25 protein-coding genes are annotated in these 26,220 nt (G+C 72.1%); 17 read left to right on the forward strand and 8 right to left on the reverse strand.

The annotated features are described in order from the left end of the window. The first annotated feature begins 8 nt into the window (after window positions 1-8). Window positions 9-1,391 (forward strand): MFS transporter, encoded by a 1,383-nt coding sequence (locus V6R91_RS30005; RefSeq protein ID WP_336398356.1) that lies wholly within the window; start codon window positions 9-11, stop codon window positions 1,389-1,391. Between the two features lie 66 nt (window positions 1,392-1,457). Here V6R91_RS30005 and V6R91_RS30010 read toward each other — a convergent pair whose 3' ends face one another. Continuing rightward, the gene (locus V6R91_RS30010) at window positions 1,458-2,072 is read right to left on the reverse strand and encodes a TetR/AcrR family transcriptional regulator (RefSeq protein WP_336398357.1); all 615 of its coding nucleotides are present in this window, start codon (window positions 2,070-2,072) and stop codon (window positions 1,458-1,460) included. A 91-nt stretch (window positions 2,073-2,163) separates the two neighbouring features. Between V6R91_RS30010 and V6R91_RS30015 the strand changes: the two genes are divergently transcribed. From V6R91_RS30015 to V6R91_RS30060, 10 genes are all read left to right on the forward strand, one after another. After that, window positions 2,164-2,901, forward strand: coding sequence for an enoyl-CoA hydratase/isomerase family protein (locus V6R91_RS30015; RefSeq protein ID WP_336398358.1), 738 nt, complete (start codon window positions 2,164-2,166; stop codon window positions 2,899-2,901). Beyond that, window positions 2,898-3,758, forward strand: coding sequence for a 3-hydroxyacyl-CoA dehydrogenase family protein (locus tag V6R91_RS30020; protein ID WP_336398359.1), 861 nt, complete (start codon window positions 2,898-2,900; stop codon window positions 3,756-3,758). The genes V6R91_RS30015 and V6R91_RS30020 overlap by 4 nt, the downstream gene beginning before the upstream one ends. After that, complete coding sequence (gene paaZ, locus V6R91_RS30025) at window positions 3,755-5,881, forward strand: phenylacetic acid degradation bifunctional protein PaaZ (protein WP_336398360.1); 2,127 nt, start codon at window positions 3,755-3,757, stop codon at window positions 5,879-5,881. The genes V6R91_RS30020 and paaZ overlap by 4 nt, the downstream gene beginning before the upstream one ends. Before the next feature lie 35 nt (window positions 5,882-5,916). Beyond that, complete coding sequence (gene paaI, locus V6R91_RS30030) at window positions 5,917-6,330, forward strand: hydroxyphenylacetyl-CoA thioesterase PaaI (protein WP_336398609.1); 414 nt, start codon at window positions 5,917-5,919, stop codon at window positions 6,328-6,330. Window positions 6,331-6,424: 94 nt separating this feature from the next. After that, window positions 6,425-7,390 (forward strand): 1,2-phenylacetyl-CoA epoxidase subunit PaaA, encoded by a 966-nt coding sequence (paaA, locus tag V6R91_RS30035; protein WP_336398361.1) that lies wholly within the window; start codon window positions 6,425-6,427, stop codon window positions 7,388-7,390. Then, a complete protein-coding gene (gene paaB / locus V6R91_RS30040) occupies window positions 7,390-7,695 on the forward strand; it encodes a 1,2-phenylacetyl-CoA epoxidase subunit PaaB (RefSeq protein WP_336398610.1) in 306 nt (101 codons plus the stop codon). Before paaA ends, paaB begins: the two co-directional genes overlap by 1 nt. After that, a complete protein-coding gene (gene paaC / locus V6R91_RS30045; RefSeq protein WP_336398362.1) occupies window positions 7,692-8,543 on the forward strand; it encodes a 1,2-phenylacetyl-CoA epoxidase subunit PaaC in 852 nt (283 codons plus the stop codon). Before paaB ends, paaC begins: the two co-directional genes overlap by 4 nt. A 125-nt stretch (window positions 8,544-8,668) precedes the next feature. Next, window positions 8,669-9,190 carry a 1,2-phenylacetyl-CoA epoxidase subunit PaaD gene (gene paaD, locus V6R91_RS30050; RefSeq protein WP_336398611.1) on the forward strand — a complete coding sequence of 174 codons (522 nt, stop codon included), beginning with the start codon at window positions 8,669-8,671 and terminating at the stop codon, window positions 9,188-9,190. Beyond that, window positions 9,190-10,386, forward strand: coding sequence for a 1,2-phenylacetyl-CoA epoxidase subunit PaaE (paaE, locus tag V6R91_RS30055; protein ID WP_336398363.1), 1,197 nt, complete (start codon window positions 9,190-9,192; stop codon window positions 10,384-10,386). Before paaD ends, paaE begins: the two co-directional genes overlap by 1 nt. Before the next feature lie 10 nt (window positions 10,387-10,396). Then, a complete protein-coding gene (locus tag V6R91_RS30060; protein WP_336398364.1) occupies window positions 10,397-11,158 on the forward strand; it encodes an enoyl-CoA hydratase/isomerase family protein in 762 nt (253 codons plus the stop codon). 14 nt (window positions 11,159-11,172) lie between these two features. Here the strand turns inward: V6R91_RS30060 and V6R91_RS30065 are convergent, their stop codons facing one another. Then, entirely contained in the window at window positions 11,173-12,825 is a 1,653-nt protein-coding gene (locus V6R91_RS30065) for a thiamine pyrophosphate-binding protein (RefSeq protein WP_336398365.1), read from the reverse strand. A gap of 138 nt (window positions 12,826-12,963) precedes the next feature. Here V6R91_RS30065 and V6R91_RS30070 point away from each other — a divergent pair, with 138 nt between their 5' ends. Next, the gene (locus tag V6R91_RS30070) at window positions 12,964-13,272 is read left to right on the forward strand and encodes a hypothetical protein (protein WP_336398366.1); all 309 of its coding nucleotides are present in this window, start codon (window positions 12,964-12,966) and stop codon (window positions 13,270-13,272) included. 14 nt (window positions 13,273-13,286) lie between these two features. Here the strand turns inward: V6R91_RS30070 and V6R91_RS30075 are convergent, their stop codons facing one another. Further along, window positions 13,287-14,000, reverse strand: a complete 714-nt coding sequence (locus V6R91_RS30075) for an IclR family transcriptional regulator (RefSeq protein ID WP_336398367.1) — start codon at window positions 13,998-14,000, stop codon at window positions 13,287-13,289. A gap of 130 nt (window positions 14,001-14,130) precedes the next feature. Here V6R91_RS30075 and V6R91_RS30080 point away from each other — a divergent pair, with 130 nt between their 5' ends. The 3 genes from V6R91_RS30080 (at window position 14,131) to V6R91_RS30090 (ending at window position 18,009) form a co-directional block, all read left to right on the forward strand. Beyond that, a complete protein-coding gene (locus tag V6R91_RS30080) occupies window positions 14,131-16,044 on the forward strand; it encodes an FAD-binding monooxygenase (protein ID WP_336398368.1) in 1,914 nt (637 codons plus the stop codon). A gap of 157 nt (window positions 16,045-16,201) precedes the next feature. Then, a complete protein-coding gene (locus V6R91_RS30085; RefSeq protein WP_336398612.1) occupies window positions 16,202-17,671 on the forward strand; it encodes an NAD-dependent succinate-semialdehyde dehydrogenase in 1,470 nt (489 codons plus the stop codon). 68 nt (window positions 17,672-17,739) lie between these two features. Continuing rightward, on the forward strand, window positions 17,740-18,009 hold the full coding sequence (locus V6R91_RS30090; RefSeq protein ID WP_336398369.1) for a hypothetical protein: 270 nt from the start codon (window positions 17,740-17,742) through the stop codon (window positions 18,007-18,009). A 1-nt stretch (window position 18,010) separates the two neighbouring features. Here V6R91_RS30090 and V6R91_RS30095 read toward each other — a convergent pair whose 3' ends face one another. The 4 genes from V6R91_RS30095 to V6R91_RS30110 all read right to left on the reverse strand — a co-directional run bounded on the left by V6R91_RS30095 (window position 18,011) and on the right by V6R91_RS30110 (window position 21,176). After that, the gene (locus tag V6R91_RS30095) at window positions 18,011-18,949 is read right to left on the reverse strand and encodes an SDR family oxidoreductase (protein ID WP_336398370.1); all 939 of its coding nucleotides are present in this window, start codon (window positions 18,947-18,949) and stop codon (window positions 18,011-18,013) included. A gap of 100 nt (window positions 18,950-19,049) precedes the next feature. Further along, window positions 19,050-19,304, reverse strand: coding sequence for a helix-turn-helix domain-containing protein (locus tag V6R91_RS30100; RefSeq protein ID WP_336398371.1), 255 nt, complete (start codon window positions 19,302-19,304; stop codon window positions 19,050-19,052). A gap of 1 nt (window position 19,305) precedes the next feature. After that, complete coding sequence (locus V6R91_RS30105) at window positions 19,306-19,791, reverse strand: DUF2975 domain-containing protein (protein WP_336398372.1); 486 nt, start codon at window positions 19,789-19,791, stop codon at window positions 19,306-19,308. Between the two features lie 146 nt (window positions 19,792-19,937). Next, window positions 19,938-21,176, reverse strand: coding sequence for a hypothetical protein (locus tag V6R91_RS30110; RefSeq protein WP_336398373.1), 1,239 nt, complete (start codon window positions 21,174-21,176; stop codon window positions 19,938-19,940). A gap of 228 nt (window positions 21,177-21,404) precedes the next feature. Here V6R91_RS30110 and V6R91_RS30115 point away from each other — a divergent pair, with 228 nt between their 5' ends. After that, window positions 21,405-22,649, forward strand: coding sequence for a phosphotransferase (locus V6R91_RS30115; protein ID WP_336398374.1), 1,245 nt, complete (start codon window positions 21,405-21,407; stop codon window positions 22,647-22,649). Window positions 22,650-22,724: 75 nt separating this feature from the next. Here the strand turns inward: V6R91_RS30115 and treS are convergent, their stop codons facing one another. Next, window positions 22,725-25,019 (reverse strand): maltose alpha-D-glucosyltransferase, encoded by a 2,295-nt coding sequence (gene treS, locus V6R91_RS30120; protein WP_336398375.1) that lies wholly within the window; start codon window positions 25,017-25,019, stop codon window positions 22,725-22,727. Window positions 25,020-25,127: 108 nt separating this feature from the next. Here treS and V6R91_RS30125 point away from each other — a divergent pair, with 108 nt between their 5' ends. Next, window positions 25,128-26,207: a winged helix DNA-binding domain-containing protein gene (locus tag V6R91_RS30125; protein ID WP_336398376.1), complete on the forward strand. Its 1,080-nt coding sequence runs from the start codon at window positions 25,128-25,130 to the stop codon at window positions 26,205-26,207. The last annotated feature ends 13 nt before the right edge of the window (window positions 26,208-26,220 follow it).

Consider the following 26,220-nt stretch of genomic DNA (forward strand, 5'->3'; position numbering starts at 1 on the left):
GAGTCAGAATGAGCTCATCGAAAGCCCCGCAGGGGTTCACCCCCACCGGCACCATCGCCACTTCGGCCGATCGGCGCCGGGTCGTCTTCGCCACGGTCGTCGGCACGACCGTCGAGTGGTACGACTTCTTCATCTACGCGTTCGCGGCCGGCCTCGTCTTCGCCGAGCTGTTCTTCGCGCCCGCCGGTGAGGGGTTCGCCCAGATCCTCTCGTTCATCACGGTCGGCATCAGCTTCCTGTTCCGCCCGCTCGGCGCGTTCCTGGCCGGGCACTTCGGCGACAAGTACGGCCGCAAGGTCGTGCTGATGTGGACGCTGATCCTCATGGGCGCCGCCACGACCCTCGTCGGTCTGCTGCCGACGTATGCCGCGATCGGCATCGCCGCACCGATCCTGCTCATCCTGCTGCGCGTGCTGCAGGGCATCTCGGCCGGCGGCGAGTGGGGCGGCGCGGTGCTGATGGCCGTCGAGCACGCGCCCAAGGCGCGCCGCGGCATCTTCGGGGCCTCGCCGCAGGTCGGCGTGCCCATCGGCCTGCTGCTGGCCTCGGGCGTCATGGCCCTGGTCGCGATCCCCGGCGACGAGTGGTTCAAGGAGTGGGGATGGCGCATCCCGTTCCTGCTGAGCGTCGTGCTGATCCTCGTCGGCTACTACGTCCGCCGTCGCGTCGAGGAGAGCCCGGTCTTCGCCGAGCTCGCCGAGCGCAAGGAGGAGGCGCGCATGCCGATCGTGCAGCTGTTCAAGAAGCACACGCTCCTGGTGATCATCGCCGCGCTCGTCTTCGCCGGCAACAACGCGGTCGGCTACATGACCACCGGCGGCTACATCCAGCGCTACGCCACCGACCCCGAGGGGCCGGTCGGGCTGGCCACCGCGCCGGTGCTGTGGGCGGTGACGGGATCGGCCGTGACGTGGCTGATCGCGACCTTCGTCGCCGGCTGGCTCAGCGACAAGATCGGCCGCCGCACGACGTACATCATCGGCTGGATCCTGCAGCTGGCGGGTGTCTTCCTCCTCTTCCCGCTGGTGAACACCGCCGACGTCGGCCTGCTGTTCTCGGGGCTCGCGTTCCTCACGATCGGCCTGGGCTTCACCTACGGTCCGCAGGCGGCGCTGTACAGCGAGCTGTTCCCCGCCTCGATCCGGTTCTCGGGCGTCTCGATCTCGTACGCGATCGGCGCGATCGTGGGTGGTGCGTTCGCCCCGACCATCGCGCAGGCTCTGGTGCAGACGACCGGCTCCACCGACGCCGTGACCTGGTACCTCGCCGGCATGACGCTCATCGGCCTCATCGCCACGCTCCTCCTCCGCGACCGCTCGGGCATCCCGCTCGGCCCCGACCACGAGGCCGAGCAGGCGAAGAGCCCGATCTACGGCCTGTCCCGGGCCTGACGCCTCGACGGCGGATGCCGCGACCCCGGCCCCTCACGGGCGGCGGGTCGCGGCATCCGTCGTCCGTCAGCGCGTGCGCATGCCGTCGAGGGCGACCGCCACGACGTCGTGCGCCAACTGCTCGCGGCCCGTGGGACCGCCGGGGCGGTACCACTCGACGATCGAGTTGACCATGCCGAACACGAGGCGGGTCGCGACGGCGCCGTCGACGTCGGCGCGGACCTGACCGGCCCGCTGCGCCTCGCTCACCAGCGCGGCCACGCGGTGGTCGAAGGCGCGACGGCGCTCCAGCGCGGAGCGCTCGACGGCGCTGTTGCCGCGCACGCGCAGCAGCAGCGTGACGTACGGCAGCTTGTCGACCAGCACCCGCACGGCGCCGCGCAGCACGGTCGCCAGGCGCTCGGCCGGGTCGCCGATCGCGGCGGAGGGATCGTCGAGCACGCCCTCCAGGCCGTCGAGCGCCTCGTCGAGGGCCAGCGCGAGCAGCTGCTCCTTGGAGTCGAAGTGGTGGTACAGCGCCGATTTCGTCAGGCCCAGCCGCTCGGCGAGGCCGGCGACCGAGGTGGCGTCGTACCCCTGCTCGTTGAACAGCATCACGGCGACGGCGAGCACCTGGTCGCGGTCGTACCCAGGGCGCCCGCGCCGCACGGCGGCCTGCGCGGGCTCGGACGGCAGCGGCATGCGCCCCAGTCTGGCACGGGAAGGGGTATTACTGAACGATCGGTCACGTAATATGGAGGCGACCGCGACGGAGCGGATCGAGAGGATGCCGATGCCCGAGCCGCTGCAGCTCCAGCGCCGCACAGACCGCGTCATCGCCACGCTGTCGCGGCCCGAGGTGCGCAACGCCATCGACCAGGACATGATCGACCGGCTGCACGAGCTGTGCCGTGAGCTCGAGAGCGAGCCCCGCACGCTGATCCTCATCGGTGCGGACGGCGTGTTCGCCTCCGGCGCCGACATCGCCCAGCTGCGCGAGCGGCGGGCCGCCGACGCGCGCAAGGGCATCAACACCCGGGCGTTCCAGCGGATCCGCAACCTGCCCATGCCCGTCATCGCCGCCGTCGACGGATACGCCCTCGGCGGCGGCGCCGAGCTCGCCTACGCCGCCGACATCCGCATCGGCACGCCGCGTCTGCAGATCGGCAACCCCGAGACCGGCCTCGGCATCATCGCCGCCGCGGGGGCGACGTGGCGGCTGCCGCAGCTGGTCGGCGAGGCCCGCGCCGCCGAGATGCTGCTGACCGGACGGATCCTCGATGCCGAGACCGCCGTCGCGTGGGGCCTCGTGTCGTCGCTGTACGAGCCGGACGAGCTCCTCGCCGCCGCGAACGCGCTCGCCGACCGCATCGCCCGCAACGATGCGCTGGCCACGAGGCACACCAAGACCGCGCTGCTCGCGCCGCCCGCGGCGCACCCGGAGGTGGAGCTGGAGCTGCAGGCCCAGCTCTTCGAGAGCCCCGAGAAGGACCGGCGCATGACCGCCTTCCTCGAGAGGCGCACGCGATGAGCGCGGGCGTCCCCGCGCGCGTCGGCGTCATCGGCGGAGGCCGCATGGGGGCCGGCATCGCACACGCCTTCGCGCTGGCCGGCGCCGCGGTGACCGTCGTCGAGCGGGACGCGGATGCCGCGGCCGCGGCATCCGCTCGCCTCCTCGAGAGCCTGCGGCGCAGCGTCGAGCGCGGTGCGACCGAGCGCCGGTTCGAGGCGCTCGCGGCCGCGGTGGAGACGACGGCGGATGCCGCCGCCCTCGGCGGCTGCGGCCTCGTCGTCGAGGCCGTCCCCGAGGAGCGTGGGCTCAAGCTCGAGGCGCTCGGGCGGGCCGAGGGGATCCTCGGGCCTGAGGCGGCGCTGGCGACCAACACCTCATCGATCTCGATCGACGACCTGGCGTCCGGGCTGGAGCGTCCGGAGCGGTTCCTGGGCCTGCACTTCTTCAACCCCGTGCCGGCCTCGCAGCTGGTCGAGGTCGTCACGGGCTCGGCGACCGGCCCGGGCCTGGTCGACGACGCGCGCGGCTGGGTCGAGGCGCTCGGCAAGGCGGCCGTGGTCGTACGCGACAGCCCGGGCTTCGCGTCGAGCCGGCTGGGGGTGGCCCTGGGGCTCGAGGCGATCCGCATGCTCGAGGAGGGCGTCGCATCGGCGTCCGACATCGACGCGGCGATGGAGCTCGGGTACCGGCATCCGCTCGGCCCGCCGCGCACGACCGACCTGGTCGGCCTCGACGTGCGGCTCGGCATCGCCGAGGAGCTGCACGCGAAGCTCGGCGACCGCTTCGCGCCCCCGGACCTGCTGCGACGGCTCGTCGCCGACGGACATCTCGGCCGCAAGACCGGCCGCGGCTTCTACGAATGGAGTGACCAGTGATCGACGATCGGACCGAGGTCGGCATCCTCCCCAGCTACCTCCAGGACCGGTGGTGGGCTCCCGAGCCCGGCGCCGAGACGGTCGGGGTGCTCGACGCGTCGACGGGCGAGGTCGTGACCCGCGTGAGCACCGCCGGCATCGACCTCGCGGGCGCGATCGCCTGCGCGCGCACGACGGGGCAGGCGAGCCTCGGTGCGCTGACGTTCCACCAGCGGGCGCTGCTGCTCAAGGAGTTCGCCATCGCGCTCACCGCGCGCAAGGACGAGCTGTACGAGCTCTCCAAGCGCGCCGGCGCGACGGTGCGCGACTCCCTCAGCGACGTCGACGGCGGCATCGGCGTGCTCTTCACGTACTCGTCGAAGGGGCGTCGCGAGCTGCCGAACGCGCAGGTGTACCTCGACGGCCCGGCCGAGCCGCTCTCCAAGGACGGATCGTTCCTCGGCCGCCACGTCTACACGCGCCTCCCCGGCGTCGCCGTGCAGATCAACGCCTTCAACTTCCCGATGTGGGGGGCGCTGGAGAAGTTCGCGCCGGCGTTCCTCGCGGGCGTCCCGACGATCGTGAAGCCCGCGACCCCCACGGCGTACGTGGCCGAGGCCTGGGTGCGCATCCTCGTCGAGACGGGGAGGCTCCCGGCAGGGTCGCTGCAGCTGGTGAGCGGCGGCGTGCCCGGCCTCTTCGACCATCTCGGACTCGGAGACCTCGTCGGCTTCACCGGCAGCGCCTCGACGGCCGAGCGGCTGCGGGCCCAGGCGGCCCCGGGCGTGCGGTTCACCAGCGAGACCGACTCCATCAACGCCTCGGTGCTCGGCCCCGACGCGGTGCCGGGCACGCCGGAGTTCGACGCGTACGTCACGCAGCTCATGGTCGAGCTCACCACCAAGGCCGGGCAGAAGTGCACGGCCATCCGCCGCGCGATCGTGCCCGTCGCGTCCGTCGAGCCGCTCGTGGCGGCGCTGCGGGCGAAGATCGTCGAGCGCGTGGTCATCGGCGATCCGCGCGCCGACGGCGTCACGATGGGGCCCGTCGTCTCGCGCGCCCAGCGCGAGGAGGTGCTCCGGGCGGTCGGCGAGCTGCAGGCGGCGGGCGGCCGGCTGCTGATCGGAACGACGGATGCCCCCGACGTCACGCACGCGGACGGCTCGACCGGACCCGCGCCCGACGGCGCGTTCGTCGCGCCGATCGTGGTCGGCTTCGACGGCGACCCGGCGTCGCTGCCGGACGCCGTGCACGAGGTCGAGGCGTTCGGGCCCGTCGCGAGCATCCTGGCGTACCGCACGGTCGACGAGGCCGCCGACCTCGTGGAGCGCGGCGGCGGGTCGCTCGTGACCAGCGTCGCCACCTCCGACCCCGCGGTCGCCGCGACGCTGCTCGCCCGTACCGCGGCCTACAACGGGCGCCTGCTGTTCCTCGACCGCGACGACGCCCGCTCGTCGACCGGCCACGGCGCGCCCGTGCCGCACCTCGTCCACGGCGGACCCGGCCGCGCCGGCGGGGGAGAGGAGCTCGGCGGCATCCGCGCCGTCCTGCACCACATGCAGCGCACCGCCGTGCAGGGATCGCCGCAGATGCTCACGGCCCTGACCGGCGTGTGGCACCAGGGTGCGGCATCCCGCTCCGACCGCCACCCGTTCCGCAAGTCGCTCGCCGAGCTCGCCGTCGGCGACCAGGTGGCCTCGCCCACGCGCCCGGTGACGCTCGACGACATCGAGACGTTCGCGAACTTCACCGGCGACCTCTTCTACGCGCACATGGACGAGGCGGCCGCCGCCGCCAACCCGTTCTTCCCGGGGCGGGTCGCTCATGGCTACCTGCTCGTCTCGTGGGCCGCGGGCCTGTTCGTCGACCCCGAGCCGGGCCCCGTGCTCGCCAACTACGGGCTCGAGAACCTGCGCTTCATGACCCCGGTGTCGCCGGGCGACGAGATCCGCGTCGTGCTCACGGCGAAGCAGATCACGCCGCGCGAGACCGACGCGTACGGCGAGGTGCGGTGGGATGCCGTGATCCTCAACCAGGACGACGAGATCGTGGCGACCTACGACGTGCTCACCCTCGTCGCGAAGACGGCGGAGGCGACGGATGCCCTCCCGTCCGGCTCTCCCGCCGCCCAGGTGCCGGTGTGACCGACCCGGCCGAGCACTTCGCGGGGCAGCGGCCCATGCTCCGGCGCGACCGGGCGTCGGCGGCGCTCGGCATGGTCGTCGAGCGCGACGAGCCGGGGGAGGCGGTGGTGTCGATGCGGGTGCGCGACGACATGACCAACGGCTTCGCGATCACCCACGGCGGGATGGTGTTCGCGCTCGCCGACACCGCGTTCGCGATGGCGTGCAACGGTGCGGATCCGGGCTCCGCGGGCGACCCCGCCGTCACGGTGGCGGCCGGGGCCGACATCTCGTTCCTCAAGGCGACGCGCGCGGGGCAGACGCTCACCGCACACGCGCGCCGCGTGGCGGTGACCGGCCGCAGCGGGCTCTACGACGTGACGGTCGCCGACGAGACGGGCGACGTCGTGGCGGAGTTCCGCGGGCGCTCCTTCACCACGCGCCGGGCCGGACCCGAGGAGTCGGTGTGAGGTCGTGGCGAGGCATCCGTCGCCGTACTACACTTTTACTGAACGAACGGTCTGTAATCCTTTCGACAGGCTCAGGAACCGAACGGAGTCGACGATGACGACCGATGCGACGTCCGCCGAGACCGCCGAGCAGGCGGCCTTCGACGCGATCATCGAAGCCGACTCGCGCATCGAGCCGCGCGACTGGATGCCGGCTGCGTACCGGAAGACGCTGATCCGCCAGATCTCGCAGCACGCGCACTCCGAGATCATCGGCATGCAGCCGGAGGGCAACTGGATCACCCGGGCGCCGAGCCTCAAGCGCAAGGCCATCCTGATGGCCAAGGTGCAGGACGAGGCGGGCCACGGCCTGTACCTCTACTCCGCCGCGCAGACCCTCGGCATCACCCGCGACGAGATGACCGAGCAGCTCATCGAAGGCCGCGCGAAGTACTCGTCGATCTTCAACTACCCGACACCCACGTGGGCCGACATGGGCGCGATCGGCTGGCTCGTGGACGGCGCGGCGATCTGCAACCAGGTGCCGCTGTGCCGCGCTTCGTACGGCCCCTACGGCCGGGCGATGGTGCGCATCTGCAAGGAGGAGTCGTTCCACCAGCGCCAGGGCTTCGAGATCCTGCTGACGCTGATGCAGGGCACCGAGGCGCAGCGGACGATGGCGCAGGATGCCGTCGACCGCTGGTACTGGCCGTCGCTGATGATGTTCGGGCCGCCCGACGACGCCTCGCCCAACTCGGCGCAGTCGATGGCGTGGAACATCAAGCGGTTCTCCAACGACGAGCTGCGGCAGCGGTTCATCGGGATGCTGGTGCCGCAGGCCGAGGTGCTCGGGGTCACGCTCCCCGACCCCGAACTGCGCTGGGACGACGAGGCCGGACGCTGGCACACCAGCGAGATCGACTGGAGCGAGCTGCAGGAGGTGATCGCCGGTCGCGGCGCGATGAACGCCGAGCGCATCCGCAACCGACGCAACGCCCACGAGGAGGGCGCGTGGGTGCGCGAGGCCGCCGCCGAGTACGCCCGCAAGCAGGCGCTCGACGCGCAGAAGGCGGTGGCATGATGCCGACCCCCGGATTCTCCGACCGCGAATCGTGGCCGCTGTGGGAGGTGTTCGTCCGCGCCGGGCGCGGCCTGTCGCACGTGCACGCCGGGTCGCTCCACGCGCCCGATGCGGACTTCGCGCTGCGCAATGCGCGGGACCTCTACACCCGGCGCGGCGAGGGCACGTCGATCTGGGTCGTGCCCGCCGACGCCATCACGACCAGCGACCCCGACTCCAAGGGCGCGTTCTTCGAGAGCCCCGCCGGCAAGAACTACCGGCACGCGACCTACTACACGGCCTCGGAGGGGGTGCCGCACCTGTGACCCTCCGACACGCCCAGGCACCGGATCTCGGCGGCGACGCTCACGGCGACGTCACCGTCGAGCGGATCGCGCTCTCGGCCGAGCTCGCCGGCGGCGAAGGCCGCGCGCCGTCGGCCGACGTCGCGGAGTACGCGCTGTGGCTCGGCGACGACGCGCTGATCCTGTCGCAGCAGCTCGGCGCCTGGATCGCGCGGGCGCCCGAGCTCGAAGAGGACGTCGCGCTGGCGAACATCGCACTCGACCTCCTGGGCCACGCGCGGTCGCTGCTGCACTACGCAGGCTCGTTCGACGGACGCACCGAGGACGACCTGGCCTACTGGCGCGACGAGCCGGAGTTCCGGTGCGCCTGGCTCTTCCAGCAGCCCAACGGCGACTTCGCGCAGACGATCGCGCGCCAGCTGGTGGCATCCGTGTACCTCTTCGAGCTGTACACCGCGCTGCAGGGATCGTCCGACGAGACCCTCGCGGCCATCGCCGGCAAGGCGGTCAAGGAGGTCGAGTACCACCGCGACCACGCCGTGCAGTGGACGCTGCGCCTGGCCGGCGGCACCGACGAGTCGCGGCGGCGCATCGTGCGCGCCGTCGGCGACGTGTGGCCGTACGTCGGCGAGCTGTTCCGCGACGAGCCGCTCATCGACCGGCTCGGCGACGTCGCGGTGCGCCCGTCGGCGCTGCAGGCGGGGTTCGACGCCGTCATCGCGGCGGTCTTCGCGGAAGCGGAGATCGAGGTCCCGGCCGGCCCGGTGTCTTCGGCCGGCGGACGCCGCGGGGCCCACTTCTCGACGCTGGGGTACCTGCTCGCCGAGATGCAGGTGCTCGCGCGAGCGCACCCGGGGGCGACATGGTGACCGGGGCGGTTCCCTCGCCGGCAGCTTCCGCCGGCCGCTCTGTGCCGATTGCAGGGTCGGGCGTCTCGGCGGCGGGCGCACCCGCGGAATCCCGCGGGCGCGCGTCGGCGCCGGACGAGACGCTCCTGCGAACGGTACGTGTCGAGGCTGCGACGGGAGACGGGGGACCAGAACGCACCCGCGCCTGGGCGGTGGCGGCCTCCGTCCTCGACCCGGAGGTGCCGGTCCTCACCATCGAGGATCTCGGCGTGCTGCGCGACGTCGTGGTCGAGGGCGGCCGCGTCACGGTCACCATCACCCCCACCTACTCGGGCTGCCCCGCCATGGACGCGATCCGCGACGACATCGTGCTCGCGCTGACCGCGGCCGGGTTCGAGCACGTCGACGTGCGGCTCGTGCTGGCGCCCGCGTGGACGACGGACTGGATGACGGATGCCGGCAAGCGCAAGCTCGTCGACTACGGCATCGCCCCGCCTACCGGCCGGGCGGCGGTGCGCGGCCCGATACCGGTGCGGCTGTCGGTGCGGTGCCCGCGGTGCGGGTCGCTCGACACCCGCGAAGTAGCCCGGTTCGGGTCGACCGCGTGCAAGGCGCTCTACGAGTGCCGCGCATGCCTCGAGCCCTTCGACCACTTCAAGGCGCACTGATGCGGCCCGACGACCTCGCCGACGCCGAGCGCCGGCGCATCGCCGAGACGCTGCTGACGACCGCGGTGGGCGGTCCCCGCGGCGCGAGGCACCGCGCGCGGTTCCACACGCTCCGCGTCGCCGCGGTGCGGCCGCTGACGGATGCCGCCGTCGAGGTGACCTTCGCCATCCCCGAGGAGGCGCGCGGCGACTTCGACTACCTCGCCGGTCAGCACGTCGCGCTGCGGAAGGTGATCGACGGGCACGAGCTGCGCCGGTCGTACTCGCTGTGCCGGGCGGCGGACTCGGGCGGCGGGGGCGACGGCCCCCGCACGATCAGCGTCGCGATCAAGCGCGATTCGGGCGGCCTGTTCTCGACGTGGGCGCAGACCGAGCTGCGGGTGGGCGACCAGATCGACGTCATGAGCCCGCAGGGTACGTTCACCTCGAAGCTGGCCGACCTGGACGACGCGCACGTCGCCGGCATCGCGGCGGGGTCCGGCATCACGCCGCTGATGGCGCTCGCCGCGACGGTGCTCGCGCGCTCCGCCACCTCGCGGTTCACCCTGGTCTACACGAACCGCTCGAGCCTCGATGTGATGTTCCTCGACGAGCTCTCCGACCTCAAGGACCGCTACCCGACGCGCCTCGCGCTGCACCACGTGCTCTCGCGCGAGCAGCGCACGGCGCCGCTGCTGTCGGGGCGCATCGACGAGCCGCGCCTGCGGCGCATCCTCGGCGACCTCGTGCTCCCCGACACCGTCGACGAGTGGTTCCTCTGCGGGCCGTTCGAGCTGGTGCAGCTGTGCCGCGACACCCTCGCCGACATCGGCGTCGACCCGGCGCACGTGCGCTACGAGCTGTTCACCACCGGCGAGGGCGAGCGGGCCGAGCCGGCCGCGGGCCGGCCCGTCGCCGTGGCCGCGGACGAGCCGGTGCGCCGCATCGAGTTCACGCTGGACGGGCAGTCGCAGGCCGTCGACAGCCCGGTCTCGGCGCGCGAGTCGATCCTCAACGCCGCGCTGCGCGTGCGCCCCGACGTGCCCTTCGCCTGCGCGGGCGGCGTGTGCGGCACCTGTCGTGCCCGGCTGCTGGAGGGCTCCGTCACGATGACCGAGAACTACGCGCTCGAGCCGGACGAGCTCGAGCGCGGCTACGTGCTCACCTGCCAATCCCACCCGGCGACCGACACCGTGGTCGTCGACTACGACGTCTGAGGAGGAACGCATGATCGAACTGTCCATCACCGGCGACGTGGCCGACGTCGTCCTCAACGCGCCGGAGAAGCTCAACGCCCTCTCGCTGCGGGCGCTGGGGGAGATGGATGCCGCCTATCGCAGTGCCGAAGAGGCCGGCGTCCGGGCGCTCGTGCTGCGGGCCGAGGGCCGCGCGTTCTGCGCGGGCCGCGACATCGCCGGCGTCGACCCCCTGACCGACGACGTGCCCCAGTACCTCGCGGGCGTGGAGACGCTCATGCGGAGGATCGCCGCGTTCCCCGCGCCGACCTTCGCGGCCGTCCACGGCGCATGCCTCGGGGTGGGGCTCGGACTCGCGATCGCGACCGACGTCGTCTACGTCGCCGACGACGCCAAGATCGGCTCGCCGTTCGCGAGCCTGGGCGCGATGCTGGACTCCGGCGGCCACGCCCTGCTCTACGAGCGGCTCGGCGCCCACCGGGCGCTCGACCTCATCTACACCGGCGAGCTCATGACCGGCGCGGAAGCCGTCGCAGCGGGCCTGTTCAGCCGGGCGATGCCGGTCGAGGACGTGTTCGACTTCACCCAGCAGCGTGCCACGGTCGCGGCATCCGGCCCGACGGCGGCGTTCGTCGCCTCCAAGCGCCTGATCGCCCGGCTGCGCGGGGAGCGGCTGTGGGATGCCGTCGCCGAGGAGGCGCGCGCCCAGGAGGCGCTGCGCACCACCGCCGACTACCGCGAGGGCTTCGCCGCGTTCCAGCAGAAGCGCCGCCCCGACTTCAAGGGGGAGTAGCCCGGCTCGGCCCGTCAGGAGTTCACGCGGATGATCTCGCGCTGATACGGCGCGACGACCGCGCCCGAGATGCGGCAGTCCAGGACCAGGAAGCGGCGGGATGCCTCGGGCTCGGCCGCCCAGGTCGCGAGACGGTCCAGATCCTCGAGCGTCCGCACGACGACGCCCTCGGCGCCTACGCCCGCGGCGAGGGCTGCGAAGTCGACCTCGGGGATGAGCATCGGCTCCTTCGCGAGGCCCTTCAGGCCGTACAGGTTCACCTCGGCGCCGTAGGCGGCGTCGTTCCAGACGACGGCCAGTCCTCGACCGCGTGCGACCCGCACGGCGCTCTCGAGGTCGGCGAGCGCCATCAGTCCGCCGCCGTCGCCGGTCGTCAGCACGACCGTCGACGAGGGCTTCGCGAGCGCCGCGCCCGGCACGGACGGCCAGCCCAGCCCGATCGACTGGAACGCCGTGCCGACCATGCTCATGCGGTCGGGGGAGGCGACCGGCCAGTACATGTTCGCCCAGCCGATGAAGTGCCCGCCGTCCGACACGACCACGCGGTCGTCGGGCAGCAGTTCGCCGATGCGCGCCGCCACCGAGCGGGGGTCCAGGCGTCCGTCGGGGGCGGCGCGGTCGCCCGGCTCGTAGGTGCGCAGCGCCGCCACGTCGATCGACTCGCGCCAGCCGCTCGGCGCCGCGCCTCGCGCGCGCAGGCCTTCCGCGACGGCACGCGCCACGACGGCGGCGTCCCCGCGCACGAAGCCGCCGACGTGCGGGTGGCTCGCCGCGCCCGTCACGTCCACCTGGAAGACCCGGGTCCCCGGCGCGAACAGGTCGCCGAAGCGCATCGTGAACTGGTTGAGGGATGCCCCGAAGACGACGGCCACATCGGCCGTGCGCACGAGCTCCATGGCACCCTCGGCTCCGAAGCCGCCGGTCACGCCCAAGTCGAACTCGCCGCGCGGGAACACGCCCCGCCCGAGCGCGGTGGAGGCCGTCACGGCGCCGACCGCGTCGGCGATGTCGCCGAGCGCCTCCCCGGCGCGGGAGATCCAGGCTCCCCGGCCGGCGAGCAGGAAGGGACGCGCCGCCGACGCCAGTGCGTCCACGATGCCCTCGACCGCGCCCTCGGCGAACGGCCCGGCGGGCACCAGCGGTCCGGGAAGCCGGGGCTCCGGAGCCTCCGGCACCGGCCCGGCGTCGCGCGCCGCGACGTCGTAGGGGATCGCCAGCACCGTCGGCACCCGGTAGGTGAGGGCGTGCTCGATGGCGATGACGGTCGTGGCCGCGGCATCCGCCCGCCCCACGGTGTAGGTGCGCGCGCCGACCGCCGACGCGAGCGCGATCTGATCCACGTCCCACGGGCGCGGTCCCGACGTGGGCTCGTCGCCCACGACGAGCACGAGTGGCACGTGCGCCTGCACGGCCTCGGCGAGAGCGGTGATCGTGTTGGTGAACCCGGCACCGTAGGTCGCGGTCGCCGCGGCCAGGCGTCCGGAGGCGCGGTGGTACGCGTCGGCGGCGACCACGCCGCCCGCCTCGTGGCGCACGGCCGTGAAGTGCACGTCGGTGGAGCGCTCGAGCGCGTCGAGGAAGTACGCGTTGCCGTTGCCCATCACCCCGAAGACGTGGTCGATGTGGCGGGCGAGGGTGAGCGCGACGTGCGCGGAGACGGTGGGCATGGCGGAGCCTTTCGAGACGGAACGGAGGATCAGGCCGTATGTGTCTCGCGCTTCGCGCTGCGTGCCCATTTTTCGAGCACCGGCGGGCTTCGGTGCCGCCGGACGAGTCGAGTATATGACTTCGGCCAAGATGGGTTCATGAAGACGATCCAGCTGCGCCGGTACACGCTCGTCGAAGGGGAGTACGACGCGTTCGTCGCGTGGTGGACCGAATGGATGCCGAGGGTCCGGCCCGCCGCCGGCTTCACGGTCGAGTTCGCCTACGGCCTGCCCGAGACGAACGAGTTCGTATGGGCCGTCAGCGCGCCCGGCGACGAGGACGCGTTCGCCGCCCTCGAGAAGGAGTACATGGCGTCCGAGGCGCGGGCCGAGGCGTTCGCGGGCGTCCCGCAGCGGGTCGCCGAGTACAACATCCGCTTCGTGTCGGACTTCCCGACGACGGCCTGACCCCCCAGAACGGGTCAGCCGCCGAGCGCGTCCCTGATGGCGGAGGCCGAGCGCGACAGCCGCTGCGCGATGGCGTCGTCGCCGTGCGCGCTGGCCACGAACACCACGGCGATCGCCGCCGGTCCGCGCCCCCGCACGGCCAGGGGGACCGCGACCGCGCGCAGGCTCGGGATGACCTCGTCGTGGCTCGTCGCCCAGCCGCGGGCCGCGGCATCGCGGATCTCGCCGGCGAGGTCGTCGCCGACGCCGTCGGGCCACGATCGCTCGGGCACCAGCGACAGGATCGCCTTGCCGGGCGCGCCGCGGGTGACCGGATGCCGCGTGCCCGGCCGTTGCGCGACGGGGTTCACGGCGTGCCGCGGCTCGACGCTGGAGAGCGTGACGCACTCGTCGTGGTCGAGCACTGAGAGGAAGCAGGTCACGCCGAGGTCTCCGGCCACGGCGGTGAGCTCGGGGAGGGCCTCGGCCTGCAGGTCGTGCGCGACGCCCGCCGCGAGGGCGGCCATGCGCGCGCCGAGCTCGACGCGTCCCGCGGAGTCGCGCTCGATCAGGCCGTGGTCCTCGAGCGTCCGCAGCAGCCGGTAGGCGACCGAGCGGTGCACCTCGAGGCGGCGCGCGATCTCGTCGATCGTGAGAGGCCCGCGCGCGTCGGCGAGCACTTCGAGGATCCGGATGCCGCGACTCAGCGTCTGCGACGCCGGCGCCGGACTGCTGCGCGGAGGGGTCATGTGTGCTCGCAGTCTTGCCGCTGCGCGGCAGGTCGTATACGATCTGTTCAATAGTAGAACGATGTGTTCGAATATAGAACACATCGCCCAGGCTCACAAGCCCTCGACACCGTCGTCCGAGGAGGACACGATGCAGTTCCACCACCACGGCTACGTCTCGGGCGACCCCCGCGTGCAGGACGCCGCCGGCACCGGCATCGACCGCCCCGCCGAGCTGCCCGACGAGATGGACGTGCTCATCGTCGGCTCCGGGCCGGCGGGCATGCTGCTCGCCGCGCAGATGTCGCAGTTCCCCGGCGTCACCACGCGGATCATCGAACGGCGCGACGGTCGCCTCGTGCTGGGGCAGGCCGACGGCATCCAGCCCCGCAGCGTCGAGACCTTCCAGGCGTTCGGCTTCGCGGAGCCGATCATCGCCGAGGCGTACAACATCGCCTACATGAACTTCTGGGGTCCCGACCCCGAGAACCCCCGCGACATCGTGCGCACCGCCCGCACCGAGGACTACGCCTTCAAGATCAGCGAGTTCCCGCACCTGATCGTGAACCAGGCCCGGGTGCTCGACTACTTCGCCGACGCCGCCGCGAAGGGTCCCGGCCGCATCGTCCCCGACTACGGCATCGAGTTCGTCGGCCTGACCGTCCACGGCGAGGGCGAGCATCCCGTCGAGGTGCGCCTGCGCCACGTCGCGGGGGAGCGGGCCGGCGAGGAGCGCACGGTGCGCGCCAAGTACGTGGTCGGCTCCGACGGCGCCCGCAGCGGTGTGCGCGAGGCGATCGGGCGCAAGCACGTCGGCGAGTTCGCGGCCCACGCGTGGGGCGTCATGGACGTGCTCGTCAACACCGACTTCCCGGACTGGCGCACCAAGTGCGCGATCAACTCCAGTGCCGGCAACATCCTCCACATCCCGCGCGAAGGCGGCTACCTCAGCCGCATGTACATCGACCTGGGCGAAGTGGCAGCCGACGACGAGCACCGCGTGCGCCGGACGCCGATCGAAGAGATCATCCGCCGCGCGAACGAGATCCTCCACCCGTACACGATCGACGTGAAGCAGGTCGCGTGGCACAGCGTGTACGAGGTCGGCCACCGCGTGACCGACAAGTTCGACGACGTCGACGTCGACCAGGGGCACGCCCCGCGGGTCTTCCTCACCGGTGACGCCTGCCACACGCACAGCGCGAAGGCGGGCCAAGGCATGAACGTCTCGATGCAGGACGGCTTCAACCTCGGCTGGAAGCTGGGGCACGTCCTCACCGGGCTGAGTCCCGCCTCGCTGCTGGAGACCTACTCGGCCGAGCGGCAGCCGGTCGCGCAGCAGCTCATCGACTTCGACCGGGAGTGGTCCTCTCTCATGGCGCGCAAGCCGGAGGAGATCTCCGACCCGCAGGAGCTCGCGAACTACTACCTCGGCACCGCCGAGTTCCCATCGGGCTTCATGACGCAGTACGGCCCGTCGATGATCGTGACGGATGCCGCGCATCAGGCGCTGGCCGAGGGCTTCCCGCTGGGCAAGCGCTTCAAGTCCGCGGAGGTCGTGCGCGTGTGCGACGGCAACGCGGTGCACCTCGGCCACCACGCCAAGGCCGACGGGCGGTGGCGTGTGTACGCATTCGCCGACGCGCCGGCTGCGGGAGAGGCATCCGCCCTCTCCGCCTGGGCGGAGTTCATCGCCTCGCCGGACTCGCCCGTGCGTCGCTTCACCCCTGCGGGCGCCCACGTCGACGCGGTCTTCGACGTCAAGGTGATCTACCAGCAGCGCTACGAGGACGTCGACCTCGCGCGCGTGCCCGAGGCGTTCCTCCCGAAGACGGGACCGCTCGGGCTCACCGACTGGGAGAAGGTCTACGCCGCCGCGCCGAGCGCGTGGACGACCGACGACATCTTCGCCGAGCGCGGGCTGTCGCGCGACGGCGTCGTCGTCGTCGTGCGGCCCGACCAGTACGTCGCCGCGGTGCTGCCCCTGCAGGCGCACGACGAACTCGCCGCGTTCTTCGCGCAGTCCTTCCTGCCGCAGCAGGAGCCTGCGGTCCTGGCCGGCTGATCGCGTCCAGGCCGGCGAAACAACCATCCCCGGTGTACAGCGCGTACATCGGCCGCCCCGGCGGCGGCGGGCAGAATTGGCCCGGTAGACATCGAATGAGCGGATGCCGCGACGGGCGGCATCCGGAACCGACGAGGGAGTCCCCGTGAGCACGACGATCACCGAAACCCGTGAGTCCGAGCTTCTGGCGTCCGTGCCCGACGGGCTGTTCATCGGCGGGCGGTGGCGTGCGGCATCCGGCGACAGGACGCTGAAGGTCTACGACCCGTCCAACGGCGAAACGGTCAAGGAGATCGCCGACGCGTCGCCCGAGGACGGCAAGGCCGCGCTCGATGCGGCCGTCGAGGCGTTCCCCGGATGGGCGGCGACGCCGGCGCGGGAGCGGGCCGAGATCCTGCGTCGCGCGTTCGATCTGCTGCAGGAGCGCAAGGAGGACTTCGCCCTGCTGATGACGATCGAGATGGGCAAGCCGTTGGCCGAGGCGCGCGGCGAGGTCGCGTACGGCGGCGAGTTCCTGCGCTGGTTCAGCGAGGAGACCTCCCGCGTGCAGGGCCGCTACGGCGCGAACCCGGAGGGCACCGGCCGCATGATCGTGTCGCAGCATCCCGTCGGGCCGTGCTTCCTGATCACGCCGTGGAACTTCCCGCTCGCGATGGCGACCCGCAAGATCGCGCCGGCGCTCGCCGCCGGCTGCACCGTGGTGATCAAGCCCGCCGAGCTCACGCCACTGACCACCCTCTACTTCGCGAAGCTGCTCGAAGACGCCGGCGTGCCCGCGGGGGTCGTGAACGTCTTCACCACCTCGACGTCCGGTGCGGTGTCGGAGCCGATCATCCGCGACCCGCGGCTGCGCAAGCTGTCGTTCACCGGGTCGACGCAGGTCGGTCAGCGCCTGCTCGAGCAGGCCGCGCAGGGCGTGCTGCGCACCTCGATGGAGCTCGGCGGCAACGCCCCCTTCGTCGTGTTCGACGACGCCGACCTCGACAAGGCGGTCGACGGGGCGATCGCGGCGAAGTTCCGCAACATCGGGCAGGCCTGCACCGCCGCCAACCGGTTCATCGTGCACCGCTCCGTCGCCGACGAGTTCGCCCGCCGGGTGACCGAGCGCGTCAACGGCTTCAAGGTCGGGCGCGGCACCGAGGAAGGCGTGACCATCGGCCCGCTCATCGACGACCGTGCGGTCGCGAAGGCGTCGCAGCTGGTGCAGGACGCCGTGAATCGCGGCGCGAAGGTCGCCACCGGCGGCAGCGAGGTCGAGGGGCCGGGCACGTTCTACGAGCCCACCGTCGTCACCGACGTGCAGCCCGGCTCGGACATCCTCCGCGAGGAGATCTTCGGACCGGTGCTCGCCATCGTCCCCTTCGACACCGAGGACGACGCGGTGCGTCTGGCCAACGACACCGAGTACGGCCTGGTCTCCTACGTCTTCACCGAGAGCCTCGCCCGCGGCCAGCGCATGATCGAGCGCCTCGAGACCGGCATGATGGGCCTGAACATGGGCGTCGTCTCCAACGCCGCCGCGCCGTTCGGCGGCTGGAAGATGTCGGGCCTGGGCCGCGAGGGCGGCGCCGAGGGCATCCACGAGTACCTGCAGACCAAGTACACGCTGACCCCGAACCCGTTTTGACGCGACACGGATCGGAGAGCGGTCCGCGCCCTGCGGGGCGCGGATCGCCCACACGGGATAATGGACGCATGACCTCCTCCGTCGAACGCCGCTCCAACCCGACGGCCTGGGCCGCGTTCTGGTTCGCGCTGGCCGGCCTCGTGCTCATGCCCATCCCGCTGTTCATCGGTCTGATCCTCGGCGGCGGCCTCTCCATCGTCGCCGCGGTGCTCGCCGTGATCGCGCTCCTCAAGGGCCTCGCACGCAACGGCAAGGGCATCGCACCGGTCGTGTTCGCCGCGATCTTCATCGCGCTCACGTGGGGCGGCATCTCGCTCGGCGGCGGCACGATCTGGTAGCTCACACCGGCACGCGCACGCCGGTGAGCTGTTCGGAGAGGTCCCAGATTCGTCGCCCGTCCTCCTCGCTCGCGAGGCGCGAGTACACCGGCTGCTCGGCGGGGAGTCCGCCCAGGTGGCGGAAGCCCTTCGGCCCGTACAGTCGGCCCCCGAGCGCATCCGCGCTGGTCGCCGCGTAGACGGCGGAGAGCGCCGCCGAGGAGGGAGTGCCGACCAGGATGCCCAGGCGCGACAGCGTCCGGATCACCTTGACCGCCGTCGTGTCTTCGGGGCGACCCATGCCGGGCTGGGCCGAGAGCAGATTGGTGGGCGTGATGCCGGGGTGCGAGAGGTTGCTCCGGATGCCCCATCCGGCCGCTTGCGAACGCCGATGCAGCTCCATCGCGAACAGTCCGAACGCGATCTTCGACGAGCTGTACGCCTTCATCGGGTCGTAGTGGCGGGTCCAGTTCGGGTCGTCCCAGTTCACCGTGCCCTGATCCGCGGCGATGCTCACCTGGCTCGTCACGTGGGCACGACCCTCGCGCAGAAGCGGCATCAGCCCGGCGATCAGGGCGAAGTGCCCGAGGTGGTTCGTCGCGAGCTGCAGCTCGAAGCCGTCGGCGGTGAGTCGACGCGTCGGCGGGTTCATGACGCCGGCATTCAGGATGAGGATGTCGATCGGCCGTCCGTCGCGGAGCAGGCCGTCGGCGAACGCCGACACCGAGTCGAGCGACGAGAGGTCGAGCGAGCGGACGTCGGTGGTGGCATCCGTCGTCCGCTCCCGGATGCGCGCGGCCGCCGCCTCTCCCTTCTGCAGGTTGCGGACGGGAAGGACGGTGTCGGCGCCGGCGCGGGCAAGACGCGAGGCGATCTCGAATCCGACGCCGTCGCTCGCGCCGGTGACGACCGCCAGCTTTCCGGCGAGGTCCGGGACGGAGATGTCGAGGGAGGTGGGCATGAGGTGGCTCCTGTTCGGTCGGTGACCTCCATGCTGGAGGCCTCGTCCCGACGGATTCAGGGCGCGCTCGTCCAGGGACTGCGGGTCCTTGGCAGCGAGATCAACCGGCGACGTCGGCCGAGCGACCGGCGGGGCTCGCCGGTGCCGGCGCCCCGGGCTCCCACCGGAGGAGGTCGCCGGGCTGGCATTCGAGCACCTCGCACAGGGCGTCGAGCGTGGTGAAGCGGACGGCCTTCGCCCTGCCGTTCTTGAGCACGGCCAGGTTCGCCGGTGTGATGCCGACCCGCTCGGCCAGGGTGCCCACCGACATCTTCCGTCGTGCGAGCATCACATCCACATCGATGACGATCGGCATGTCAGACCACCTCGTCCAGCTCGGAGCGCAGGGCCGTGGCCTCGGTCTCGCGGTCGATGGCCTGCCGCAGCAGCGTCTTCATGACCACGACGAGCAGGGCCATCCCGCCGAGCACGAGCGTCGCCCCGCAGATGAGCCCGACCACACCCGGCGCGGCCTCGCCGCTGGCGAGCAGGACGGCGATGGCGAACGTGATGACGGCCGCCGCCGCGATCGACCAGATGACCACGTCGACGTACCGGAAGGACGACTCCGAGAACACCGACCCCTTGCGCACCTTCGTCAGCAGCTGCCAGACGCAGACGGCGAAGACCTGCATGGTCACGACGCCGAGCACGAGGAGCGTGACGAAGGTGATCCGGGGCACCGGGGGAGCGCCGTCGAGGTCCACCCAGACCGCCGGGACGATGAAGGTCTGCACGATGAGCGACCCGGCCAGTGCCAGCGCGATGACGACCTGCAGCACGAGAGTTGTCGACTTGGCCACGGCATCCGTCCCTTCTTCAGCTAACGACAGAAAACTATCGTTCCTCGATAGATATCGCAATACTGTCGATAGATCAGTGGGGATCGGATGCCGCGCAGCGATGACGGGACCCCGGGCGCGGGCGCCCGGGGTCCCGACGATGATCGCTAGAGCGCGGCCGTGTAGATCGTGCCCAGGTTGGTGCCGAAGTAGAACACCCCGTCCTTCACGGCGATGCTCGCGGCGGTCCCGCGCATCTCGGTCGTGATCTCCCCGTTGTGCCAGGTGTGGAGCCAGTTGGCGACGGGGATGTCGATGTTCATCACCGGGGTCCACGTGAGGCCGTCCTTCGACGAGTACAGGGTGTCGTCGGCGGTCACCGCGTCCGCGCGGACGAGGCCGTAGATGGTCGAGCCGTCCACGTAGAGATCGACCAGCACGCCGCCGCTCGTCCCGAGGGTCGCCCCCTGGATGGTGGCCTTCTTCGCCGCGGTGTCGAAGACGAACACCGAGTTGTTGATCGACTTCGCCACGATCTTCGTGCCGAAGGTCGTGAGGTGGTGCGCCTCGAGCACGCTCGCCGGGCTGGACGACGGGAGGGTGACCGTCGACCAGGTGCCCGCGGCGTACACGTCGATGATCTTGTTGCGGTACCCGTTCGCGTCGGCGACGGTGGCGGCGGCGTAGACCTTGCCGTTGACGGACGCGAGCCAGTAGTAGCGGTCGTTGTCGTTGCTGCCGCGCAGCGACGAGCGCGTCTTCTCGATGGTCCAGGTCTTTCCGCCGTCCGCGGACTTCTTGATCGCGGCGAGGTACGGCGCGGGGCCGTAGGCGGCGGTGTCGGGGTTGACGATGCTGCCGGCCAGGAAGATCTCGCTTCCGGCGACGGCGACGTCGAAGACATGGATGAAGGGGGTCGCCGCGTTGTATTTCCACACGCCGCCCGCGTTCGTGGCATACCCGGCGTTGGACTGCCAGCCCACCTTCGGGTCGATGTCCGCGGTGTAGACGTTCCCGTTGACCACGCGCAGCGCGTTGAGCTCCTCCCCGTTGACGGTGAGGTGGTGGGTCTGCGCGCCGGTCGCCAGGTTGTGCGAGTTCAGCGCGATCGGGCCGATGTTGCCGTTGTAGTCGCCCCATGACGAGTACAGCTCACCGCCTGCGATCGCGAGGTCGGTGAGCGACCGGTGCCAGTGGTCGGAGAGCGCGTTGGCATCGGTGTTCGTGGCGAACAGCGTGCCGGAGACCGTCGGGGTGGGTGCGGCGGTCGTCGTGGGGACGGGGCCGGGCTTGCCGGGACCTCCCGGCTTGGCGGCGAAGGCGGGGCTCGCGCCGAGCACGGCGGTCGCGATGAGGGCGGCGGTGGCGAGGGACGCGACGGTCCGACGCGGTCGGGGGTGGGACAACTGACCTCCAAGGTTCGGTCGACCGTCCCCAGGTGCACGCGGAACTCGTGCCCTGTGGGGTGGGAACAGGCCGACAACAGCACCGTATTGGCAAGCGTTTCCGCGATTCTGTAGACCTTTCGGGGGACATGCCGCCGCGCCTCGCCGCTCCGGGCGCCGGCACTACGCCTCTCGCGCGCGTCCGTCCACCCCTTTCTTCCGCATGCGGATGCGGGTCAAGGTGGGGTGGTGCATTTCACGGATGAGATCGGCGCCTGGGTGGCGCAGCAGCGATGGTACGCGGGGAAGGGGCACGACCCCAGATTCCGGCTCCTCGACGCCCGACCGGTCACGGGGGCCACCCGCTATCTGCTCATGGACGACGCGGGGACGCTGCCGGCGCTGTACCACGTGCCCCTCGCGCTGGTCGCCGAGCCGATCGAGCCGCCGGACGCCGTCGTCAGCCGTGGCGAGGGCGGATGCCTCGTCGATGCGGCCCGGCATCCGGAGTTCGCCGTCGGCATCCTCGCGGAGATGGGCGTCGACGTCAGCCGTGTGACGGGTTCGCGGGTGCTCACGGGGGAGCAGTCGAACACGTCGATCGTGTTCGACGAGGACGGTGAGCCGACGATCATCCTCAAGCTCTTCCGCACCCTCCACCACGGCGAGAATCCCGACGTCACGGTGCAGCGCGTGCTGAGCGGCGAGGGCTCGCCGTTCGTGCCCCGCTTCTTCGGCAGCGTGGACGCCGAGTGGCCGGATGTCGGGCGCGAGGCCGGCGTCGCGCACGGCACCCTCGGCTTCGCGCAGGAGTTCCTCCCCGGCGTGCGGGACGGGTGGGCGGTCGCGCTGGAGGAGGCGCGCGAGGGGCGGGACTTCACCGCCGCGGCGCGTGACCTCGGAGCCGCGGTCGCCGGCGTGCACGGCGCCCTCGGAGCAGCGCTGGAGACGGCGGATGCCGGACCCGACGAGGTGGCGTCCACGGCGACCGCCTGGCGGCGGCGCCTGCGGATCGCGTCGGCCGAGGTGCCCGCCGTGGCCGAGCGGCTCCCCGCGATCGACGCCGTCTATCGTGCCGCACTCGAGCGCGCGTGGCCGCGGCTGCAGCGGATCCACGGGGACCTGCATCTCGGTCAGGTGCTCGCGGTGCCCGACGGCGGGTGGCGCATCGTCGACTTCGAGGGCGAGCCCCTCCGCCCGATGAGGGAGCGGGCCATCCCCGACCTCCCGCCGCGGGACGTCGCGGGCATGCTCCGGTCCTTCGACTACGCGGGTGCGGTGGCCGCAGGCCCCGACGGCGCCGGCTGGGCGTCGGCGTGCCAGGCCGCGTTCGTCGAGGCCTACGCCGGCGCGCCCGGCGCCGTGGGGCTGGACCCCGTTCTGCTGCGGGCGCTCGTCCTCGACAAGGCGGTGTACGAGTCGATCTACGAAGCGCGCAACCGCCCCGCCTGGCTGCCCGTGCCGCTCGCGGGGATCGACGCAGCGCTCGCCTGATCCGCCCGCCGGTGCGGGCCCGGCCCGGCGGCGACGGCGCCGGAGGCATCCGACCTCCGGCGCGCGGGCTGGGGCCTACTCGGCGGATTCCGCAGGCCGGAGCACCAGGAACAGTGCTCCGTAGGCGGGGAGCGAGACCGAGAAGCTCTGCAGGTCGTCGACGCGCCCGACCGGCTCGCCCGAGGCCGCGTCCACGACCTCGCTGCCGGGAGCGAGCTGCTCCGATCGCACGGTGCCCTCGGTGGGGTCCTGCGAGAAGTTCAGCACCGTCACCTGCATCGGGGCCTCGGCGTGCGGGTCGCCGTCGTCGAGGCGGTGCACGAGCACGAGCATGCCCGCGTGGGCGACCTCGGGGATGTCGATCTGCGACGCCGTCGCGATGCCGTGCTCCCGGCGCAGGGCGAGGATGTCGGCGAGACGCGACGCGAACGACTCCCGGTCGGCCAGCTGCGCCGGCAGCGCGCCGTACAGCGCGCGCCCGCGGGGCATGCCCGCCGCCGACCGCGTGGCGCTGCCGTCGACGTCGAGCAGATCGTGGGCGCCCCGCTCGATCCACCGCGTGTCGCCCGCGGCGACGAGATCGGCGACCTGGTCCGCCGGCACGGTGAGCATGCCGGTGAGGTCCCAGCCCGAGAGCGCGAAGACGCCCGGCTGCCACGCGTTGTAGGCGCACAGCAGCAGGTGCGCGTCGCGGATGGCCGGCAGGTCGTCGTCGGTGATGTCATCGAGCCTGGCCAGTCCGCGGGTCGCCGCGATGAGCGACGCCGTCGTGCAGGCGATGCCGTTCTGCGTGAAGACGCGGTTGTAGTCCGCCGTGCCGGTGAGTCGCTCGGTGAGGTCCGCGCGCACCTCCTCGGCGAGCTGGCTGCCCGGGATCTCGCGCCCCCGGAAGGGGAACGTGTCGTCGCCGTGCCGCGTCGCCCAGTGCACGAGCTCGTAGGTGAGCTCGTCGTGGTTCTGCAGGCCGTGGACGAGCTGCACCGGCTGCACGCCCAGCCGCAGCGACGTGGTCAGCGCGAGGCGGAGGAACTCGGTCTGCCCGGTCGCCAGCGCGTGGTGGTAGCCCGGGCGACCGATGAAGTCGTACGACAGGTCGGCGCCGACGGCGCCCGTGTCGCGGATGTCCTCGATCGTGAGGTTGAGCTCCTGGAAGGTGAAGCCGCCGACCTTGCGGACCATGCCGGCGATGATGTGGTTGGCGGCGTGCGAGAGCGGATGCCCCTCCGACCACGCCGGAAGACCCTCGGCGCTCTTCTCCACGCCGAGGAATCCGTTCGCGTCCAGGCGCAGCGCACTCGTGCCGAGCTCCCCGAGCGAGTGCAGCGCATCGCCGATGACAAGGCGCATCCCCGCGAACGTCGGGTCGAGCCAGTTGATCGACGGCTGGCCCTGCTTGAAGTAGTGGAGGTACACCCACCGGCGGGTCACGCCGTCGGGTCCGATCACCGGGGCGGTCGCGCTCCAGTTCGTCTCCTTCACGCCGGGGGTGTAGAAGATGACGCGCTGCAGGGCGCCGATGATGTACCCGTGCCCGGCGAGCTCATGCTCGGTCGCGGCGTCCAGGTTGACGCTGTCGACGCCGTCGGGCACCTCGGGCAGCAGCGCCCAGTCCTCCGGCGGGATCTCGATCATGTGGTAGATCCCCGGATAGTCCTTGAAGCCCATCTCGGCGAGGCGGAAGTCGGCGCCCTTGCCCGTGTGCCCGGGCACGATGTCGTCGATGATGCTCCCGCCGTGCGTGTCGGCGACGTCGCACAGGGCGCGGAACTCGTCCTCGGTGCCGAAGGCGGGGTCGATCTGCGTGCTGATGCGGTCGAAGTGCCCGTCGACGCTCGGGGTGTCCAGCCACCCGGCGATGCCGCCCGCCCGCTTCACCGGCCCGGTGTGGATGGCGGTGATCCCGATGCGCTCGAAGGCCGACCAGAGCGCGTCGTCGCCGAGCGAGGCCAGGAACGACTGCCCCGGCCGGGTGATGAGGGAGATCGGATACGCCGTGAACCACACGTCACTCGTCGCGATGGCCCGCCGGGCGTCCGGACGCGCGTAGGCATGACGCCACATCGTCGGCTGCCCCGACAGCTGGCGGGCCAGGACGTCGGCGTCCTTGAGCATCGACTGCCGCACGAGCCACTCGACGTACGACGGGTTGGTGCCGTTCGCCGTGCGCGGGTCGGTCCGGATGCGCCGCACGCTGCTGCCGCGCAGATGGTCGCGGGGGCGCAGTCGCCGCGGACGGGCAGGGTAGCGCTGCTCGTCGTAGCTGATCTCGGGCGTCTCGGCCTCGGGCTCCGCCCCCTCGATCGCCTCGATCCCGGCCAGGTCGATGGGTCCGGTGTACAGGGCCTCCGGCCATTGCTCGTCGCGCGCCATCCCTCCACGCTAGAGATCCCGGCTCCCCGGCACGAGGGACTGGTGCGCACCCTCCGCCAGGGGTTATAGGGGACACCGGCTGTCCGCGGGCTGGGCCATGATGGGCGGATGGATGCCTCGACCGTGCGTCACGAGCGGCTCCGGTCGCATCGCCTGACCGCTCCCGCGGCGTCGGTCGCCGACGCCGCACGGCACATGCTCGCGACGCAGAGCCAGGAGTTCTGGGGCGGCCGCTGGGCGCTCGCGGCACGCACCCGCGGGCGCATCACGGTGCGCGACGTCGACGCCGCGTACGGGCGCGGCGAGATCGTGCGCACGTGGACGATGCGCGGGACGATCCACACGATCCCGGCCGCCGACGTCGCGTGGGTGCTCTCGGTGACCGCCCAGCGGCAGCTCCGTCAGGCCGCCGCCGTCCATCGTGCCGAGGGGATCGACGCCGACGAGGCCGATCGGGCCGAGCGCCTCGCCCGTGCGGCGCTCGCCGGCGGCGGTCGCCTCACCCGCAGGGAGCTGCTGGCGGTGTGGGAGCAGGGCGGCGTGTCGACGCTGCGCCAGCGCGGCTACCACCTCCTCGTCGCGCTGTCGCTGCGGTCCGTGCTGTGCCAGGGCCCCGTCGTCCCGCGCGAGAGCGGGCCGACCCGCGAGCAGTACTGGGTGCTCGCCGACGAGTGGATCACGGATGCCGCCGCCCCCGCCGATCCGCTCGCCGAGTTCTTCGTCCGCTACATCGCCTCGCACGGACCGGCCGGGCCGCGGGACTTCGCGTGGTGGACCGGGCTGCCGCTGGGGGTGTCGCGGGCCGCGGCGGAAGCGGCATCCGACCGGCTCGTCGTCGTCGCCGACGAGCCCGAGCCGCAGTATCTGGTCGCCGGCGCGGCGCCGCGACGCAGCGCGGCCGCACCCGAGGTCGTGGCCCTCCCGCCGTTCGAGGAGTACTACCTGTCGTACGTGGACCGCACCGTGCCGTGCGCGCCGGAGTTCCTGAGCGCGATCGGGCCGAGCATGAACGGCATCGTCCGGCCCATCCTCGTCGCCCGCGGCGAGGCCGTCGGCGTGTGGACCCACTCGGTCGCGGTGGGCCGGCATGCCGATGCGCCGGTGCCCGAGCTGTTCACGCCGGGGGCGGCGACGGATGCCGAGATCGCGGCCGCGCTCGACCGCTACCGGGACTTCATCACGGCGTAGGCGGGCGGCACGC

The sequence above is a fragment of the Microbacterium sp. CCNWLW41 genome, from assembly GCF_037083505.1.

Coding starts and splice junctions, on each gene's coding strand:
- V6R91_RS30005 (WP_336398356.1), top strand. CDS start 9: ATGAGCTCATCGAAAGCCCCGCAGGGGTTCACCCCCACCGGCACCATC.
- V6R91_RS30010 (WP_336398357.1), bottom strand. CDS start 2,072: ATGCCGCTGCCGTCCGAGCCCGCGCAGGCCGCCGTGCGGCGCGGGCGC.
- V6R91_RS30015 (WP_336398358.1), top strand. CDS start 2,164: ATGCCCGAGCCGCTGCAGCTCCAGCGCCGCACAGACCGCGTCATCGCC.
- V6R91_RS30020 (WP_336398359.1), top strand. CDS start 2,898: ATGAGCGCGGGCGTCCCCGCGCGCGTCGGCGTCATCGGCGGAGGCCGC.
- paaI (WP_336398609.1), top strand. CDS start 5,917: ATGCTCCGGCGCGACCGGGCGTCGGCGGCGCTCGGCATGGTCGTCGAG.
- paaA (WP_336398361.1), top strand. CDS start 6,425: ATGACGACCGATGCGACGTCCGCCGAGACCGCCGAGCAGGCGGCCTTC.
- paaB (WP_336398610.1), top strand. CDS start 7,390: ATGCCGACCCCCGGATTCTCCGACCGCGAATCGTGGCCGCTGTGGGAG.
- paaE (WP_336398363.1), top strand. CDS start 9,190: ATGCGGCCCGACGACCTCGCCGACGCCGAGCGCCGGCGCATCGCCGAG.
- V6R91_RS30060 (WP_336398364.1), top strand. CDS start 10,397: ATGATCGAACTGTCCATCACCGGCGACGTGGCCGACGTCGTCCTCAAC.
- V6R91_RS30065 (WP_336398365.1), bottom strand. CDS start 12,825: ATGCCCACCGTCTCCGCGCACGTCGCGCTCACCCTCGCCCGCCACATC.
- V6R91_RS30070 (WP_336398366.1), top strand. CDS start 12,964: ATGAAGACGATCCAGCTGCGCCGGTACACGCTCGTCGAAGGGGAGTAC.
- V6R91_RS30075 (WP_336398367.1), bottom strand. CDS start 14,000: ATGACCCCTCCGCGCAGCAGTCCGGCGCCGGCGTCGCAGACGCTGAGT.
- V6R91_RS30080 (WP_336398368.1), top strand. CDS start 14,131: ATGCAGTTCCACCACCACGGCTACGTCTCGGGCGACCCCCGCGTGCAG.
- V6R91_RS30090 (WP_336398369.1), top strand. CDS start 17,740: ATGACCTCCTCCGTCGAACGCCGCTCCAACCCGACGGCCTGGGCCGCG.
- V6R91_RS30095 (WP_336398370.1), bottom strand. CDS start 18,949: ATGCCCACCTCCCTCGACATCTCCGTCCCGGACCTCGCCGGAAAGCTG.
- V6R91_RS30100 (WP_336398371.1), bottom strand. CDS start 19,304: ATGCCGATCGTCATCGATGTGGATGTGATGCTCGCACGACGGAAGATG.
- treS (WP_336398375.1), bottom strand. CDS start 25,019: ATGGCGCGCGACGAGCAATGGCCGGAGGCCCTGTACACCGGACCCATC.
- V6R91_RS30125 (WP_336398376.1), top strand. CDS start 25,128: ATGGATGCCTCGACCGTGCGTCACGAGCGGCTCCGGTCGCATCGCCTG.